We start from the raw sequence: 17,009 nt of genomic DNA, 5'->3' as shown, positions 1-17,009 counted from the left end.
CGCCGCGGCGCGCTTCGAGGACATGATGACGCGGCCGGGAGGGCAGGCGGATGACGGACGGGATCGAACGGGCGCTGCTGCAGGCCGTCTCCGCCACGCGTGGACATTTCCGCTACGAATCGGGTCATCACGGCGACCTCTGGCTCGACCTTGACCTGCTGTTCGTCGATGCCGCCCGGATGCGGCTGGGCCGCGGCGCTGGCCGGGCGGGCGGCGGGGCTGGGGGTGGAGATCGTCTGCGGTCCGCTGACCGGCGGCGCCTTCCTGGCCCAGTCGATCGCGGCCGAACTCGGCCTCGGCTTCGTCCATGCCGAACGCAGGATCGAGGACGGCGCGGTGCAGTACCGGATCCCGGCGCCGCTGGCGGCCGTGATAGCCGGGCGGCGGGTGCTGGTGGCGGACGACGCGATCAACGCCGGCTCGGCGCTCGGCCTGACCCTGGCGGAGCTGTTGCGCCATGGCGCTGCGCCGGCCGGGGTCGCCTGCCTTCTGACCCTCGGCGAGGCGGCGGGCCGGATCGCCGCTGGCCACGGCGTGCCGTTGCTGGCCCTGGCGGCGTTGGCGCGCGGGATGTGGCGGCCGGAGGACTGTCCGCTCTGCGCTGCGGGCGAGCCGCTCGTCGATCAGGTGCCGAAGGGCTGATCCACAAACGAAAACGGCCGGAGCATCGCCCCGGCCGTCTCGGTTCATCGGTTGCCCGATCAGTGGGCCAGCTTGGCCTCGACCGCGGCGTTGCGGATCGCCTTTTGCAGCTTCTCGAAGGCGCGCACCTCGATCTGGCGCACCCGCTCGCGGCTGATGCCGTATTCCTGGCTCAGATCCTCCAGCGTGGTCGGCTCGTCGCGCAGCCGGCGCTCGCTCAGGATGCGGCGCTCACGGTCGTTCAGATGCGACATCGCATCCTTCAGCAGCTGCCGGCGCTTGCCGAGCTCCTGCCGGTCGGCGAGCATCACCTCCTGGCTGTCGCGCTCGTCGACCAGCCAGTCCTGCCACTCGCCTTCGCCGTCGACGCGCAGCGGCGCGTTCAGCGAATGGTCCGGCGCGGCCAAGCGGCGGTTCATCGAGATCACGTCCTGCTCCGGCACCGACAGCTCGGTGGCGATCTTGGTCACCGTCTCCGGCTTCAGGTCGCCGTCCTCGATCGCCTGCAGCTGGCCCTTCAGCTTGCGCAGGTTGAAGAACAGCTTCTTCTGCGCCGCCGTGGTGCCCATCTTCACCAGCGACCAGCTGTGCAGGATGTATTCCTGGATGGCGGCGCGGATCCACCACATGGCGTAGGTGGCCAAGCGGAAGCCGCGGTCCGGATCGAACCGCTTGACCGCCTGCATCATGCCGACATTGCCCTCGGAGATCAGCTCCGAGATCGGCAGGCCGTAGCCGCGGTAGCCCATCGCGATCTTGGCGACCAGCCGCAGATGGCTCGTCACCAGCCGGTGCGCCGCTTCGGTATCGCCATGCTCCCGCCACGCCTTGGCGAGCATGAACTCCTCCTGCGGCTCCAGCATCGGAAACTGACGGATTTCCTGCAGGTAGCGGCTCAGGTTGGATTCGGACCCCAGGACGGGCAGGCTTGCTTGTGCCATCAATCTTGCTCCCTCTCCGGCGCCCGGCCCTTGGGAGGCGGGCGCCCTTCCGGATGACTCATCCGGACCGATTCATAATACCCGACTTCAGTACTCGGGTATACGGTCTTCCCCTGCGAGGGAGACGAGCAAATGTCGCATGTCTCCCGGCAGAGGCCTCGTGAATTCGAGTTCACGTTGATCCGCCGGATGGCGGAAGCGCAGCTTCGCCGCATGCAGCGCCTGCCGCGGAAAGCTGCGCGCCGTATCGTTTCCGGCCGACTTGGGCCCGATAGCCGAGCGCGGGCGTCGGCCATAGACCGGATCGCCGATCAGCGGATGGCCGATCGAGGTCAGGTGGACCCGGATCTGGTGGGTCCGCCCGGTGTCCAGCTTGCAGGCGATCAGGCTGGCCTCGGCCCCGGCCGGGCGCAGCACGCGGTAGTGGGTGCGCGCCGGCTTGCCTCCAGCCTTAACGAGAGCCATGCGCTGCCGGTTCCGCGGGTCGCGGCCGATCGCGCCCTCGATGGTCCCGGCCGAGGGACTCGGCCGGCCCCAGACCAGGGCGAGATAGGTGCGCGACAGGGTGCGGTCCGCGAACTGGGCCGACAGCGCCTTGTGGGCGGCGTCGGTCTTGGCCACCACCATCAGCCCGCTGGTCTCCTTGTCCAGCCGGTGGACGATGCCCGGGCGGGCGACGCCGCCGATGCCGGACAGCTGCGCGCCGCAATGGGCGAGCAGGGCGTTGACCAGGGTGCCATCGGGATTGCCGGCCGCGGGGTGGACCACCAGCCCGGCCGGCTTGTCGATGACGATAAGATGGGAATCCTCGTACACGATATCAAGCCCGATCGCCTGCGGCTCGGGCTCCGCCGGAACCGGCGGCGGCACGCGGATTTCGAAGCGCTGGCCGGGTTTGACCTTGACCGAGGCGTCTTCTACTGTCCGCTCGCCCTCCCGCACGCAGCCCGTGGCGATCAGCGCCTGCAGCCGTGACCGAGACAGGTCCGGAACCGCGGCGGCCAGGGCGCGGTCCAGCCGCTGGCCGGCGGCGTCCGGACCGATAATGACGGGAATCGTCCCGTCGCTGGAAAGGGGTGAGACGGGTGCGTCTGGAAGCTGGGTCATTGCGAGCGGTGAAGATAACCGTTTGGGCGATGCTTGTGGTCATCATCCTGCTCGCTGCCGTCGTCGTCGGGGAATTGGGCCGCCGCTTCTTCGCCCCGGGGTCCGCCCCGGCACCGACCGCCGCTGTTCCCGCCACGACGCCGGCGACCGCCGCCGCGCCGTCCGCGCTGCCCGCCGGCAGCCGCATCACCAGCATCGCCGTCGCGGGCGATCGCGCAGTGATCCTGATCACACTGCCCGGCGGCGGGCAGGAGCTGCGCAGCATCGACCCGCGCACCGGCGCCGCCGCGACCCTTCTGACCACCGCCCCGTAACCGGAAGATTCGGCATGACCGACGTGATCAACCTCGCCAGCGACAACGTCGCCGGCGCCGCGCCCGAGATCCTGGCGGCGATCGCCGGCGCCGCCGATGGGCGCGTGCCCTCCTATGGCGGCGACGAGGTCACCGCCCGGCTGCAGGACCGCCTGTCGGAGGTGTTCGAGCGCCGCGTCGCCGCTTTTCCGGTGCCGACCGGCACGGCGGCCAACGCCCTGGCCCTGGCCACCTTCACCCCGCCTTATGGCGCGGTGCTGTGCCACCGTGAGGCGCATGTCGCGGTCGACGAATGCGGCGCGCCGGAATTCTACACTCATGGCGCCAAGCTGATGCTGGCCGAGGGCGCGCACGGCAAGCTGACCCCGGCGATGCTGGAGGCCGTCTTCCCGACGGATTGGCGCGGCGACGTGCACCGCAGCCAGCCGGCGATGCTCAGCCTGTCGCAGGCGACCGAGGCCGGCACCGTCTACAGCCCGGCCGAGATCGGCGCGCTGACCGAGGCGGTGCGGCGCTGGGGCCTGGCGGTGCACATGGACGGCTCGCGCTTTGCCAATGCCCTGGCGGCGCAGGGCTGCTCGCCGGCCGAGCTGACCTGGAAGGCCGGCGTCGACGTGCTGTCCTTCGGCGGCACCAAGAACGGCTGTGTGATGGCCGAGGCGGTGGTGTTCTTCGACCCGGACAAGGCGGCGGATTTCGCCTTCCGCCGCAAGCGCGCCGGGCACCTGCTGTCGAAGATGCGATTCGTCTCGGCCCAGCTCGAGGCCTATCTGGCCGACGGGCTGTGGCTGCGCTTGGCGCGCAACGCGAACACCCGGGCGCGGCAGCTGGCCGAGGGGCTGCAGGCCTTGCCGGGCGTGACGCTGGAGCACCCGGTCGAGGCCAACGAGGTGTTCGTCCGCCTGCCGGCGGCGCTGGCCGAGGGGTTGAAGCGCCAGGGCGTGGTCGCGGCGCATTGGGAGGGCGAGGTCTGGCGCTTCGTCGGCGCCTTCGACACTGATGCGGCAACGGTCGAGACGGTGCTGGAGCGGGCGCGGCGCTGCCTCGCGCCCGGTGCTGCGGCAGCGGCCGGATAGGGCTGTCAAAAAACCGACGGAAATGTCTTGCGTCGGCGCGCGGGCTCCCCTATATCCGGGCCCGCGCCTCAGTCCCCTTCGTCTAGAGGCCTAGGACACCGCCCTCTCACGGCGGTAACAGGGGTTCGAATCCCCTAGGGGACGCCATCTCTCTAGAGTATGTCTAGAAAGAGATGAGCGATGATGTGCTCTGTGGCTTAATGATGAGCCGCGATGGTGCGCCTCTCCGATAGAGGTCGACCTGCATAGCGCAAGGCCGAGTCTGATAGCGGCGACGTCGGCACCTATCCAACAGATCATCGTCCTACTCTCGCATCCATGCGCGACGGATGGATTCGCGCTTCGGCAGTGTCGGGCAACCAGACCGACAGGCGATGGGCGCGTCCCGTCGCCTGCGCGTCCCGCAACCACCTTTGTTATCACGAAGGCTGCCGCATGGCGGCTTTGGCTCGACCCTCCTGGCAGGCCGGCCGAAAAGCGCGGGGACCGTCCAGTCACGCCTTGGCTCTGCTGTCGAGCGCCTTGGAAGCGACGCCTGGCTTCATTGCCCTGGTCTTCCGCGCCTTGGTTGGCCTGGGCGTCTCGACATCGATCCATGTGCCCGCTCTGCCCGACGCGATGATGGCGTCGCAGACGACCGTCGTCTCCAGCGCGTCGCGGAAGGTCGGCGCGGCCGGCTTGCCGTCGGCCAGGCCATGCAGGAAATCGGCGACCTGATGCACGAAGGAATGCTCGTAGCCGATGATGAGCCCCGGCACCCACCATTTGCCGAGATAGGGGTGCTCGCCGTCCGTGACCAGGATCGAGGTCCAGCCGCGCAGCACGCCGGGCGTGCGGTGGTCGAACCAGGCGACGCGGTTGAGGTCGTGCAGGTCCCAGGCGAAGGAGCCCTTCTCGCCGTTGATCTCCAGCGTGTAGGCGGCCTTGTGCCCGCGCGCGTAGCGGGTGGATTCGAAGGTGCCGAGCGAGCCGTTCGAGAAACGGGCCAGCACCGCCGCCGCATCGTCGATGCCGACCGCCTGAACCTTGCCGGTCAGCGCGTGCTTGCGCCGCTTGACGAAGGTTTCGGTCATGGCGGTCAGGCTTCGGATCGAGCCGTTGATCCAGATCGCCGTGTCGATGCAGTGCGCCAGCAGGTCGCCGGTCACGCCCGACCCGGCCGCGTCGACATCGAGCCGCCATGTCCCGGCGCCGCCCTGCGGCACGTCGGGCGAGATGGTCCAGTCCTGCAGGAACTTGGCGCGGTAGTGATAGATCCTGCCCAGCAGCCCCTGGTCGACGACCTGCTTGATCAGGCTGACCGCCGGCACGCGGCGGTAATTGTACCAGACCATGTTCGGCACGCCCGCCGTCTCGACCGCCTGCACCATCGGCAGCCCCTCGGCGGCGCTGCGGGCCAGCGGCTTCTCGCAGGTGACCATCTTGCCGGCCTCGGCCGCCGCGATCGCGATCTCGGCATGGCTGTCGTTCGGCGTGCAGATGTCGATCACGTCGATATCCTTGCGCTCCACCAGCCTGCGCCAGTCGCTCTCGACGCCCTCATAGCCCCAGGTCTGCGCGAAGGCCTTGGCCTTCTCGCCGTTGCGGGCGGCGACCGCCTTCAGGACCGGCCGGTGGCCGGTGTCGAAGAACTGCGAGATCTTGCCCCAGGCATTGGAATGGGCCCGCGCCATGAAGCCGTAGCCGACCATGCCGACATTGAGTGTCTTGGCCATCGTTGGTCCTTCCGCCTCAGTCTTCGCGCCAGCCATGGGCGTCGCGCACCTTGATCATGGCGCCGAGAACGGCGTTCCAGGTGTTCTGGTCCTCCATCACCGCATTCGGGAACATGCAGCCGTCCCAGCAGATATGGCGCATCCTCCTGGTCAGGGTGCTGTCGCCGTCGCGCAGCCAGTAGCCGGCATGCTTGACGATATCGAGCCGGCCGTTCGGGTCCGTGACCTGGCAGTGGCGGCCGGTCTTCTCGTGGTCGCCGGAGCCGAAGACGGTGCCGTCATTCTGGGCGACGTGGAAATCCATGGTCCAGGGGCGGAGGGCATCGGCCACCGTCCGGTAGGCGGCGTCGAGCGTCGCCTGATCGGACCAGTCGAAATCCCTCGGCAGGATGCGGTCCTGCTCGGCGTTGTACCCCAGCGTGTAGAGCATCGAATGCGCCATGTCGGCCTGGTAGCCCACCACCCCCGGGCGGTCGACGAGCTCGAGCAGCTTCACCATCTCGCGCCAGGAATGCATGCCGCCCCAGCAGATCTCGCCCTCGGCGACCAGGAATTCGCCATGGTCCTCGGCGATCTCGGCGGCTTCGCGGAAGGTCTGCGCGATCAGCCGGGTGTTGCCCTCCGGATCCTGGCACCAGGCCTCGACGCCGGTCGAGGAGTCGATCCGGATGCCGCCGGTGGGCCGGATGCCCAGTTCGCGCATCTGCCGCCCGATGGCGCAGGCTTTCCGGACCTGCTCGACGAAGCGCTTGCGGTCGTCGGCCGAGCCCATGGCCGATCCGCCGCCGGCGCCGCCCCAGATCGGCGCGACGAAGGAGCCGACCTTCAGCCCGTAGCCGGCGATATGGTCGGCCATCCGCTTGACCGCGTCCTCGTCGCTGTCGATCGACATATGCGGATCGGTGATGAACAGGTCGATGCCGTCGAATTTGACGCCATCGACCTCGGCCTCGGCGGTCAGGCGCAGCAGCGTGTCGAGCGGGATGATCGGCTCGGAATCGCCGCCCTTGCCGACGATGCCGGGCCAGGCCGCGTTGTGCAGCTTGGGATAGGTGTTGGCCATCGGATCCTCCCCAGATCTGACGTCGCAGGCCTTGTCTTGACTGCCGGTTTGCCCGGTCAGCGGCTCGACCCTGTCCGGGGGCTTCGGCCGCGACCTCGAGCCGCGCCCCCGGATTCCCCACATTAAACGACGGACGCGCCAGGCCGGCCAGATCGAAGACGGACCACCGGTCCGGCCGGTTAGAGCCGCGTCGCGATGTACTTGGCCTCGAGGAATTCCAGCACGCCCTGCGCGCCGCCCTCGCGGCCGAGCCCGCTCTGCTTGGTGCCGCCGAACGGCGCCGCCGGGTCGGAGACCAGCCCGCGGTTGAGACCGACCATGCCGGTCTCCAGCCGGCGGCAGACCCGCAGCCCGCGCGCCAGGTCGCGGGTGAAGACATAGGCGGCCAGGCCGTATTCGGTCGCGTTGGCCAGGGCGACGGCCTCGTCCTCGGTCTCGAAGTGGCTGAGCGCGGCGACCGGCCCGAAGATCTCCTCCCGCGCCATGGCGGCCTCGGCCGGGACGCCGTCCAGCACGGTCGGGGGATAGAAGTAGCCGGGGCCCTCCGGCCGTCTTCCGCCGCAGAGCAGCCGGGCGCCGCGCGACAGCGCGTCGTCCACCAGCCGCTCGATCTTGCCGACCGCGGCCGGGTTGATCATCGGGCCACATTCGGTGGCGGGATCGGTCCCGGGGCCGACCTTCAGCGCCGCCATCCGCGCCGCCAGCTCCGCCGCGAACCGGTCGTAGAGGCCGGATTGCACATAGAGACGATTGGCGGCGGTGCAGGCCTCGCCGCCATTGCGCATCTTGGCCAGCATGGCGCCGTCGAGCGCCAGCTCCAGATCGGCGTCGTCGAAGACGATCAGCGGCGCGTTGCCGCCGAGCTCCATCGAGCAGCTCACCACATGCTTCGCCGCCTCGGCGAGCAGCACCCGGCCGATCTGGGTGGAACCGGTGAAGGACAGCTTCCGCACCCGGGGATCCGCCAGGATCGCCGCCGTCACCGGGCCGGGGGCGGAGGTGGTCAGCACGTTGACGACGCCCGGCGGCACGCCGGCCTCGGCACAGAGGGCCGCGAGCGCATAGGCGGTCAGCGGCGTCTCGCTGGCCGGCTTCAGCACCACGGTGCAGCCGGCGGCGAGCGCCGGCGCGATCTTGCGGGTGGCCATCGCCGCCGGGAAGTTCCAGGGCGTGACCAGCACGCAGATGCCGACCGGCTCGTAATCGACGACGATGTAGTTCGCCCCGGTGGGGGAGAGCATGAAGTCGCCGCAGATGCGCACCGCCTCTTCCGCGTTCCAGCGGAAGAAGTCGGCGGCATAGGCGACCTCGCCGCGCGCGTCGCGCAGGGCCTTGCCGTTCTCCAGCGCGATCAGCCGCGCCAGGTCCTCGGCGCGCTCGCTCATCAGCTCGAAGCAGCGGCGCAGGATCTCCGACCGCCGGCGCGGCGGCGTCGCGCGCCAGGCCCCGGCCGCCTGCGCGGCCGCCTCGACCGCCGCCGCCGCATCCTCGACTGACGCGTCCGGCACCTCGGCCAGCAGCTGTTCGGTCGACGGATCGATGACGGAGATCGGCTTGCGGCCCGCCGGCCACAGCCATTCGCCGCCGATGAAGAGGCCGCGGGCGCAACCCGCCGGATCGAGGCCCGATGCGGAGGAGGGGGGCGCGGGCGCCAGCGGCGTTGCCAGGGTCATGGCCGGATCCCTTATTCGAGGACGGAGTCGGCTGCCGCCGCGTCCAGGTCGCCGCGATAGGCGGCATCGACCAGGCGGCGCATCTCGGCGGGCCCGATCGGGCGCGGATTGTTCTTGATCAGGCGCTCGATGCCGACCGCCTGCTCGGCGGTCCAGTCCAGCTTGTCGGCGGGCAGCCCGAGGCCGGCGAGCGTCGGCGTGATGCCGATGGCGCGCAGCAGCCGCGTCACCTCGTCGATGGCGGCGTCGGCCAGCGCCGCGCGGGCGGTGCGGCCACCGTCGACCCCGAGTGCGATGGCGATCTCCGCCATCTCCTCCAGCGCCGCGGCGCGGTTGAAGCGCATCACATAAGGCAGGGCGGTCGCGACGCCGAGGCCGTGGGGCGTGTGGGTCAGGGCGCCGACGGGGTACTGGATGGCATGTGCCGCCGCCGTGCCCGCCGTGCCGAAGGCGCAGCCCGCGGCCAGCGCCGCCAGCATCACCTCCGCCCTCGCCTCCTCGTCCGTCCCGTCGCGCCAGGCGCGTTCGAGGCCGCGCCCGAGCAGCCGGATGGCGAGGAGCGCGAAATGGTCGGTCAGCGCGCTCTTGCCGATGAAGACGTGTTGCTGCGCGAGCGCCGCCGAAGGCTGGCGCCGGCCTGCCGTGAACGCCTCGATGGCGTGGGTCAGCGCATCGGCGCCGGCGACCGCGGTCAGGGCGGACGGGCAGGAGAGGGTGAGGTCGGGGTCGCAGACGGCCGCGGCGGGAATGAGGTACGGGCTCGAGATGCCGACCTTCAGCATACGGTCCGGGTCGGAGATCACGGCGACCGGGGTCGCTTCCGAGCCGGTTCCCGCGGTGGTGGGAACGGCGACGACCGGCAGAACCGGCCCCGGCACCTTGAACTCGCCGTAATAGTCCGGCAGCCGGCCGCCATGGGTGAGCAGCAGGGCGGCGCATTTCGCCATGTCGAGGCAGCTGCCGCCGCCGATGCCGATGACGAGGTCGGGCGCGAAGCCGCGCGCCTCCTCGGCGCAGTCGGCGGCGCTGTCGCGCGGCACGTCCGGCTGCACGCGGCCATGGACATGGACGTCAAGGCCGGCCGCGCGCAGGCCGTCGAGCATCCGCTCGAAATCGGATGACGTGGCGAGGCGCTCGTCGGTGCAGATCAGCGCCCGGCGCCCCAGGCGGCCGGCGACCGCGGGCAGGGCGCCGCGCTGGCCCTTGCCGAACAGGATCTCCTTGGGCAGCCGGATCGCCGAGAAGGACGTCACGATCGACTCCATCGATGAACGACGCTGCGACTTCTGTTCGCCTATATCCTATATCGAATCGTATAGGATATCGTATTGAATGCGGCGGAGGATCGTGCTAGCTCTGCTGCGTTGTCAAGGGACAAAGCAGTGCGAAGCGAGAAACCACTGATCGCATCCGATCCGGACGAAGGTGGCACGGTGATCCACAGGGCCGCAAGCCTCGCCGAAGAGGTCTACGAGGCGATCTTCGCCCGGCTGATGGCGCTGAAGATCCCGCCCGGCGCCCGCATCACCGTCGACGCCCTGGTGCGCGAGCTCAGCGTGTCACAGACGCCGATCCGGGAGGCGCTCGGCCGCCTGGAGGGCGAGGGCCTGGTGGTCAAGACCCATCTCGTCGGCTACAGCGCGGCGCCGCAGATCTCGCGCCGGCGCTTCACCGAGCTGTACGAGCTGCGCCTGCTGCTCGAGCCCGACGCGGCGCGCAGGGCCGCGTCGGCGATGACGGATGCGGCACTGCAGGAGCTGGCCGAGGCGGCGGGGGTGATGTCGCGCCCGGAGGGGCCGGACGCACGGGCCCGCTACTCCCAGTTCGCGCGCCAGGACGCGGCATTCCACGACAAGATCCTCGACGTCGCCGGCAACGAGCTCATCCGCGAGACGCTGGCGCACCAGCACACCCATTTCCACATCTTCCGCCTGATGTTCCATTCGCGGGTGACCGAGGAGGCGCTCGACGAGCACGCGGCGATCCTGGCCGCCTTCTCCCGGCGCGACCCGGACGAAGCCGAGCGGGCGATGCGCACGCATATCGAGCGGTCGCGCGATCGCCTGCTGCCGGCATTCGACTGATGGCGGCCGTGATCCCGTCCGGCACGAGTCCCTCGCCCGAATGCGGGAGTCGCCAGGGGCGGGCGGATCCGTGATACGCTGGAGGGAAGGGAGGGAAGCGATGGGACAGGGCGACGCCTGCGCGCTGAACCTGACGAATGTCAGCAAGTCCTATGGACGCGTCACAGCCCTGCGCAACCTGTCGTTCAGCGTCGCGGAAGGCCGCTTCTTCGTGCTGTTCGGGCCCAGCTCGGTCGGCAAGACCACGACGCTGCGCATGATCGCCGGACTCGTCGCGCCGGACCGGGGCCGGGTCGAGATCTTCGGCCGGGACTGGACCCACGAGCCGATCGCGGGGCGCGGCGTGTCGATGGTGTTCCAGTCCTTCGCCCTCTATCCGCATCTCACCGTCCGTCAGAACCTGGCCTATCCGCTGGTCGAGGCCGGGGAGGCGCGGGACGAGATCGATCGCCGCGTCCGGGAAACGGCGGCGATGCTCCGGCTCGACGCGAAGCTCGACCGCAAGCCCGGCACGCTGTCGGGCGGCGAGCAGCAGCGGGTCGCGCTCGGCCGGTCCCGGATCCGGCGCCCCCGGATCCTGCTGCTGGACGAGCCGCTGACCAATTTGGACGCCAAGCTCCGGCACGACATGCGCGCCGAGCTCAAGCGGCTGCACCGGCAGTTCGGCCTCACGATCGTCTATGCGACGCCCGACGAGCTCGAGGCGCTGTCGATGGGCGAGGAGATCGCCGTGCTGCGGGATGGCGGCGTCGTGCAGACCGGGACTCCCGATGAGCTCTACGAAGCGCCGCGCGACCTGTATGTGGCCGGCAAGATCGGCTCGCCCGCCATGAACATGATCAGGGGCACGCTGTCCCGCGACGGCGCCGTCGTCGACTCCGCCATCGGCCCCCTGCCATGCCCGCGCAGGCTGAGCGCAGCGGAAGCCGGGGAAGCGGCCGTGGTGGGCATCCGGCCGAGCGACATCCGCCTTGCGGCCGGCGGCGAAGACGGCGTGCCGGCGAGCATCGCCATGCTGGAGCCGCTGGGCGACGTGACGGTGATCTCGATGGAGGCCGGCGGAGAGACGTTGCGGCTGGTGCTGCCGGAAGCGGCGGCTTCGGGCCTGCAGCCCGGCCAGCGGGCCTCGATCGTTCTCGATCCTGGAAAGCTTCACGTCTTCCGGGCTTCGAGCGGACAGGCGATCACCTGACGCAGGAGACCGGACAACAACAAAAAAGCCGACAACACATGGGGAGGAGATCCAAGAATGACGGCAACGACGAAGATCAAGGGCGTGGTGGCGGCGGCGGGCCTGGCCGCCTTGCTGATGACGAGCGGGGCCGGGGTTGCCTTCGCCGAAGAGGTCACGCTGTCGATGGCGGTGCCCGACTGGCCGCCGACGCGTGTCATGAAGAAGTTCTTCGACGAGCAGTACAAGCCGAAATCCGGCAACACCGTGAAGCTCGACGTCGACTTCATTCCCTGGCCCGATTTCTACACCCGGGTGAACGCCTCGCTCACCTCCGGTGAGCAGAAGTACAATTTCATCGTGTCGGACTCGCAATGGCTGGGCGCCTTCGTCGAGGGCGGCTATTTCCGGAAGATCAACGACCTCCTGGACGCCGACCCCGAATTCAAGAAGGCGTTCATGGAGATCCATCCCAACCCGCTGAACGCCTACGCGACCTATCCCTACAAGTCGGAGAACTACTACGGCTTCCCGCAGTTTCCTGACGTGCTGGTCACCTTCGCCCGCAAGGACATCATCTGCGACGAGACCGAGCAGAAGAACTTCATGGCGAAATACCAGAAGAAGCTGCCCTGCACGGGCGAAGAGATCGACGCCATGACGTGGGACGATTTCAGGAACGTCGGCGAGTTCTTCCGGCGCAAGAAGGGCGAGATGCTGGCGGGCAAGCCCGCCGACGACGATTTCTACGGCATCGCCTTCCAGGCCGGGAAGAGCTACGACTTCTCGTCCATGCAGATCAACGGGTTCATCTGGCAGATGGGCGGCAACATCTGGGACGAGACCCAGGTGCCGCAAGGCCAGGCGGAGGGCGTGGTGAATTCGCCGGCCGCGGTGAAGGCGCTGGAGGCGTATCTGGGCCTGATCGAATACATGCCGCCGGTGGCCAAGACCGGCACCATGGACATCTTCAAGTCGGACGAGCTGTTCCGCGAAGGCAAGGTGGCCATGAACGTCAACTGGATCGGGCTGGGCGAGGCCTCGCTCGACCCGAAGACCTCGAAGGTCGCGGACAAGCTGGTGTTCGGCCTGATGCCGGGAACCATGGGGGCCGACGGCAAGATGGTCCGCTGGTCCAACATCGGCGGGCAGCCCTTCGTGCTGACCACCTGGACCTCCGAAACCCAGATCAAGGAGGCCGTGGAGTTCGTGAAGTGGTGGCTGTCGTCCGACATCCAGCACCAGTTCGCGGCGGCGGGCGGTCAGTCGGCGATCAAGTCCGTGTATTCGGACCCCAAATACGTGACCTACCGCCCGTGGAACAGGGCCTGGGCCCCGTCGCTGGACTGGCAGAAGGACGTGTGGCACGTGCCCCAGTTCTTCGAGCTGCTGACCCAGCAGCAGGACCAGTTCGATCTCGCGATCACCGGCAAGCAGGACGCCAAGACGACCTTGGACAACATCGCCAAGTTCCAGCAGAACCTGCTGACCGAGGCGGGCCTGATCGAGTGATGTGACGGAGGCTGCCGCCGGCCGTCCGGGCCGGCGGCAGCCGCCCCGAGCCGCAGCCAGGCGGGCCGGATCCGACAAGCAGAATTGCGATCGAGAGCGCCCATGTCAGTGACACCAACCTTGTCGGCCCCCGGGGGGCGGACGTCGCCGGCATTTCTGGAGGTCTCCGCCGACAACTGGCGGCTGGCCATCGTCGCGGGCGTCGTCGTCTCCGTGGCCGCCGCCGTGGCGGCGCCCGCGGCCGTCGCCTTCTGGATCGTCGGCGCGATGGCGGCGCTGGTCGCCGCGGCGTTCGCGGTCAACGCCTATCGCCGCCGTTACTACGGCGGGCTGCTCGTGGCGCCGGCCATCGCCGTGCTGTTCACGATGAACATCTTCCCGCTGCTGTGGTCGCTGGGGCTGTCGTTCTTCGCCTACCAATCGAACCAGCAGTCGATCCGGTTCGTCGGGCTCGGCAACTACATCAAGGTGCTCACCAACGACATCGCCGCGGCGGACAACTGGCACGCCCTGATCAACACGGCGATGTTCGTCGTGCTGACGGTGACGGCGCAGATGGTCGTCGGCTTCCTGCTGGCGATGCTCTTCGCCAAGCAGTTTCCGCTGCGCAAATATCTCCTGATCCTGGTGCTGACGCCGATGATGCTGTCGGTCGTCGCCTCGGGCGTATTCTTCACCTACTACTACGACCCGACCTTCGGCATCCTCAGCTATGTGATGAACGGTGTCGCCGACGGCCAGTTCATCCTGATGGACAGCAAGGCGGGCGCGGTGGCCGGCATCGTCTTCGCCGATGCCTGGATGTGGTCGCCCTTCGTCATGCTGCTGGTGCTGGCCGGGCTCGTCTCCGTGCCGAAATACCTCTACGAGGCGGCCGCAATCGACCGCGTCTCCGCCTGGCGGCGCTTCTGGACCATCACCTTTCCTTATATCCGCGGGCTGCTGATGCTGGCGCTGCTGTTCCGCACCATCGAGGCGTTCAAGCTGGCCGACCTCGTCATCCTGCTGACCAAGGGCGGCAACGACACGATGACGATCTCCTACCACCTGATCCGCATCGCCAACGAGCAGAACAAGACCAGCGAGGGGGCGGCGATCTCCTACATCATGCTGTTCATGGTGATCGTCCTCACCAACCTCTACCTCTATCTCGCCAACCGCAGGAACCGGGAGAGCTGACCCATGGCCTCCGGCCCATCCATCTGGGAACGCATCGGGTTTCGCCGGAGCCACGGCGTCGCGGAGGCCGGCTGGGGACGCACCCTGGTCGTGGCCGGCGTCAGCTTCGTCTACTTCCTGCCGGTGCTGTTCATCATCTTCACCGCGATCAAGCCGCAGGCGCTGGCGCTGTCCGTGCCGCCGACGCTGTCGCCGACCTCGCTGTTCGGCCTCATCCCCGACCAGTTCGTCTTCACCCCGACGCTGGAGAATTTCGGCTCGGTGTTCTCGCGCGTGATGACGGCCGGCGGGCAGCCGGAGGCGACCGGCTTCGACCGCTTCTTCTTCAACTCGATCGTGATCGCGACCGTCTCGGTCCTGCTGGCCCTCGTCCTCGGCACGCTCGCGGCCTACGGCTTCTCGCGCTACCCGCTCAAGGGCAACGACACCTACCTGTTCATCATCCTGACCACGCGGATGCTGCCGGCCATCGTCGTCATCATCCCGGTGATCCTGATGTTCCGCGCCGTCGGCCTGTCCGGGTCCTATCCCGGCATCATCCTGCTCTACACCGCCTTCAACCTGGCCTTCACCATCTGGATGATGAAGAGCTTCTTCGACGAGCTCTCGACCGACGTCGAGGACGCCGCGCGGATCGACGGGTCGTCCGAGGTCAAGGTGTTCTGGAAGATCTGCCTGCCGCAGGTCGTCGCCGGCCTGGCCGCGACCTTCGTCTTCGGCCTGATCCTGACCTGGAACGAGTTCCTGTTCGCCCTGCTGCTGACCGGCCCCGACACGCGCACGGTGCCGGTGGCGATGAACCAGGCCGTCTCCTCCGGCGGCCGCGGCACCGACTGGACGCTGCTGGCCGCGATCGAGACGCTGTTCCTGATCCCGGTCTTCCTGGTCACCTTCTTCCTGCAGGACCACCTGCTGCGCGGCGTCACTTTCGGCACGGTCAGGAAGTAGCGATGTCGACCATCGAGATCCGCGGGATCACCAAGGCGTTCGGCCCGTTCGTCGCGGTCCGGGACGCCGACCTGTCGGTCGCGGCGGGGGAGGTCGTCTGCCTGCTCGGCCCGTCGGGCTGCGGCAAGACCACGACGCTGCGCATGATCGCGGGGCTGGAGCGGGCGACGGCGGGCGACATCGTGATCGCCGGGCAGCGGATGAACGAGCTGCCGCCGCAGAAGCGCAACATCGCCATGGTCTTCCAGTTCTACGCCCTCTACCCGGCGCTGACGGTCGGCGAGAACATCGCGATGCCGCTGCACCGCGAGGGCATCGGCAAGGCGGAGATTGCCGCCCGTGTCGGCAGGGTGGCCGGCATCCTGCATCTGGGCGACGTGCTGGACCGGATGCCGGGCCAGGTCTCGGAGGGCGAGAAGCAGCGCGTCGCCGTCGCACGCGCCATCGTGCGCGATCCCAACTGCTTCCTGTTCGACGAGCCGCTGTCGCGGCTGGATGTGGAGCTGCGCCACGCCATGCGCGGCCAGATCAAGGCCGTGCTGTCCAACCTGTCCAAGGCCACGGTCATCGTCACCCACGACCAGCTCGAGGCCCTGACCATGGCGGACCGCATCGCCATCATGCGCGACGGGCTGATCGAGCAGGTGGGAAGCCCGCACGACGTCTTCGCCAGGCCGGCCAATGTCTTCGTCGCCAGCTTCATCGGCACGCCGCAGATGAACCTGATCGAGGCGGAGCTGAAGGGCTATGGCGGCGGCAAGGCGACGGTCACCTTCGACCGGCAGGACGTCGACCTCCCCGCGAACCCGGCCGTCGCGGCCCTGGGGCCGGGGCGGGTCACCGTCGGCGTGCGCCCGCGCGCCTTCACCGTGGTGCCCCGGGACACCGCCGGCACGATCGATGCGGTGACCGAGCTGATCGAGCCGATGGGCGCCGAGACGCTGATCCATGCGCGGACCCGGACCGGCGGCGACATCCGGGTGGTCGTCCCGCGCGACCGGAAGGTGACCGTCGGCGAGCCGCTGCACCTGATCCCGGATCCCCTGCAGACCCACATCTTCGCCGCGGACGGCAAGGCGGTCCGGGCATGAGCCGGCACGATCAGGGCGGGCTGTCGCCCGCAGCCGCGCGCAGGCTGGAATACGCGATCATCGGGCTCGGCGTCGCGGCGCTGCTGCTGATCTTCCAGCCCTTCGAGATCGCGCTGTTCACGGCCGGGGGCATCATCGTCGTCGTGGCGGCGCTGGCGAACAACCTGCTGCCGCTGGCGCAGCCCGGCGTTCCTGCGCGGACCGTGGTCAAGGCGGCGATGATCGTCGCCATGATCTTCTGCCTGGTCCTGCTGGTCGCGATCTTCGCGGCCCATCTCTACGGCCTGTTCTTCCTCAAGCCGCCGGATCCCACCACCCTCGGCGGCAAGGCCCAGCTGGCCGCCAGGCCCTGGTACATGCACGGCTTCACCTGGACGGTCGCGGCCATCGCCTGCGTCCTGGCCGGCGTGCTGATGCTGCAGGGCCGCCGGGAGGCCGGAGGCGAGGAAGGATCCGGCGAGCACAACCCCTCGACATCTCCAGGAGAGTGAAC

General features: G+C 68.9%; 16 protein-coding genes and 1 tRNA gene. 11 read left to right on the top strand and 6 right to left on the bottom strand.

Going from position 1 to position 17,009, the window contains the following annotated elements; all coding sequences use genetic code 11:
- The first annotated feature begins 168 nt into the window (after positions 1-168).
- Complete coding sequence (locus LG391_RS15410) at positions 169-642, top strand: phosphoribosyltransferase (protein WP_225768875.1); 474 nt, start codon at positions 169-171, stop codon at positions 640-642.
- A gap of 59 nt (positions 643-701) precedes the next feature.
- Here LG391_RS15410 and rpoH read toward each other — a convergent pair whose 3' ends face one another.
- Together rpoH and LG391_RS15400 are read right to left on the bottom strand one after the other, a co-directional pair.
- The gene (gene rpoH / locus LG391_RS15405) at positions 702-1,583 is read right to left on the bottom strand and encodes an RNA polymerase sigma factor RpoH (protein WP_225768874.1); all 882 of its coding nucleotides are present in this window, start codon (positions 1,581-1,583) and stop codon (positions 702-704) included.
- Positions 1,584-1,670: 87 nt separating this feature from the next.
- Complete coding sequence (locus LG391_RS15400) at positions 1,671-2,690, bottom strand: RluA family pseudouridine synthase (protein ID WP_308013050.1); 1,020 nt, start codon at positions 2,688-2,690, stop codon at positions 1,671-1,673.
- Between the two features lie 35 nt (positions 2,691-2,725).
- On the opposite strand from LG391_RS15400, the gene LG391_RS15395 reads away from it, so the two are divergent.
- The 3 genes from LG391_RS15395 (at position 2,726) to LG391_RS15385 (ending at position 4,227) form a co-directional block, all read left to right on the top strand.
- Entirely contained in the window at positions 2,726-3,004 is a 279-nt protein-coding gene (locus LG391_RS15395) for a hypothetical protein (protein WP_225768873.1), read from the top strand.
- 14 nt (positions 3,005-3,018) lie between these two features.
- A complete protein-coding gene (locus LG391_RS15390; RefSeq protein ID WP_225768872.1) occupies positions 3,019-4,080 on the top strand; it encodes a low specificity L-threonine aldolase in 1,062 nt (353 codons plus the stop codon).
- Between the two features lie 71 nt (positions 4,081-4,151).
- Positions 4,152-4,227, top strand: a tRNA-Glu gene (locus LG391_RS15385).
- A gap of 347 nt (positions 4,228-4,574) precedes the next feature.
- On the opposite strand, the gene LG391_RS15380 is transcribed toward LG391_RS15385, so the two are convergent.
- From LG391_RS15380 to LG391_RS15365, 4 genes are all read right to left on the bottom strand, one after another.
- Positions 4,575-5,795 carry a Gfo/Idh/MocA family protein gene (locus LG391_RS15380; RefSeq protein ID WP_225768871.1) on the bottom strand — a complete coding sequence of 407 codons (1,221 nt, stop codon included), beginning with the start codon at positions 5,793-5,795 and terminating at the stop codon, positions 4,575-4,577.
- A 16-nt stretch (positions 5,796-5,811) separates the two neighbouring features.
- Positions 5,812-6,858: a sugar phosphate isomerase/epimerase gene (locus LG391_RS15375; protein ID WP_225768870.1), complete on the bottom strand. Its 1,047-nt coding sequence runs from the start codon at positions 6,856-6,858 to the stop codon at positions 5,812-5,814.
- A gap of 179 nt (positions 6,859-7,037) precedes the next feature.
- Positions 7,038-8,531, bottom strand: coding sequence for an NAD-dependent succinate-semialdehyde dehydrogenase (locus LG391_RS15370; protein ID WP_225768869.1), 1,494 nt, complete (start codon positions 8,529-8,531; stop codon positions 7,038-7,040).
- Positions 8,532-8,542: 11 nt separating this feature from the next.
- Entirely contained in the window at positions 8,543-9,784 is a 1,242-nt protein-coding gene (locus tag LG391_RS15365; protein WP_225768868.1) for an iron-containing alcohol dehydrogenase, read from the bottom strand.
- A 180-nt stretch (positions 9,785-9,964) separates the two neighbouring features.
- On the opposite strand from LG391_RS15365, the gene LG391_RS15360 reads away from it, so the two are divergent.
- The 7 genes from LG391_RS15360 to LG391_RS15330 all read left to right on the top strand — a co-directional run bounded on the left by LG391_RS15360 (position 9,965) and on the right by LG391_RS15330 (position 17,007).
- Positions 9,965-10,615 carry a GntR family transcriptional regulator gene (locus LG391_RS15360; RefSeq protein WP_225768867.1) on the top strand — a complete coding sequence of 217 codons (651 nt, stop codon included), beginning with the start codon at positions 9,965-9,967 and terminating at the stop codon, positions 10,613-10,615.
- Positions 10,616-10,715: 100 nt separating this feature from the next.
- Positions 10,716-11,807 (top strand): ABC transporter ATP-binding protein, encoded by a 1,092-nt coding sequence (locus tag LG391_RS15355; protein WP_225768866.1) that lies wholly within the window; start codon positions 10,716-10,718, stop codon positions 11,805-11,807.
- A gap of 57 nt (positions 11,808-11,864) precedes the next feature.
- Complete coding sequence (locus LG391_RS15350; protein WP_225768865.1) at positions 11,865-13,298, top strand: extracellular solute-binding protein; 1,434 nt, start codon at positions 11,865-11,867, stop codon at positions 13,296-13,298.
- Positions 13,299-13,400: 102 nt separating this feature from the next.
- Complete coding sequence (locus LG391_RS15345) at positions 13,401-14,477, top strand: carbohydrate ABC transporter permease (protein ID WP_225768864.1); 1,077 nt, start codon at positions 13,401-13,403, stop codon at positions 14,475-14,477.
- Between the two features lie 3 nt (positions 14,478-14,480).
- Entirely contained in the window at positions 14,481-15,425 is a 945-nt protein-coding gene (locus LG391_RS15340; RefSeq protein ID WP_225768863.1) for a carbohydrate ABC transporter permease, read from the top strand.
- 2 nt (positions 15,426-15,427) lie between these two features.
- Entirely contained in the window at positions 15,428-16,516 is a 1,089-nt protein-coding gene (locus LG391_RS15335; RefSeq protein WP_225768862.1) for an ABC transporter ATP-binding protein, read from the top strand.
- Positions 16,513-17,007: a hypothetical protein gene (locus LG391_RS15330; protein ID WP_225768861.1), complete on the top strand. Its 495-nt coding sequence runs from the start codon at positions 16,513-16,515 to the stop codon at positions 17,005-17,007. Before LG391_RS15335 ends, LG391_RS15330 begins: the two co-directional genes overlap by 4 nt.
- Positions 17,008-17,009: the final 2 nt, after the last annotated feature.

It is taken from the genome of Inquilinus sp. Marseille-Q2685 (assembly GCF_916619195.1).
In the GTDB taxonomy this organism is placed as follows: domain Bacteria; phylum Pseudomonadota; class Alphaproteobacteria; order DSM-16000; family Inquilinaceae; genus Inquilinus.
The sequence above is the reverse complement of the archived record's forward strand: the minus strand, read 5'-3'. Positions and strand labels throughout refer to the sequence as shown.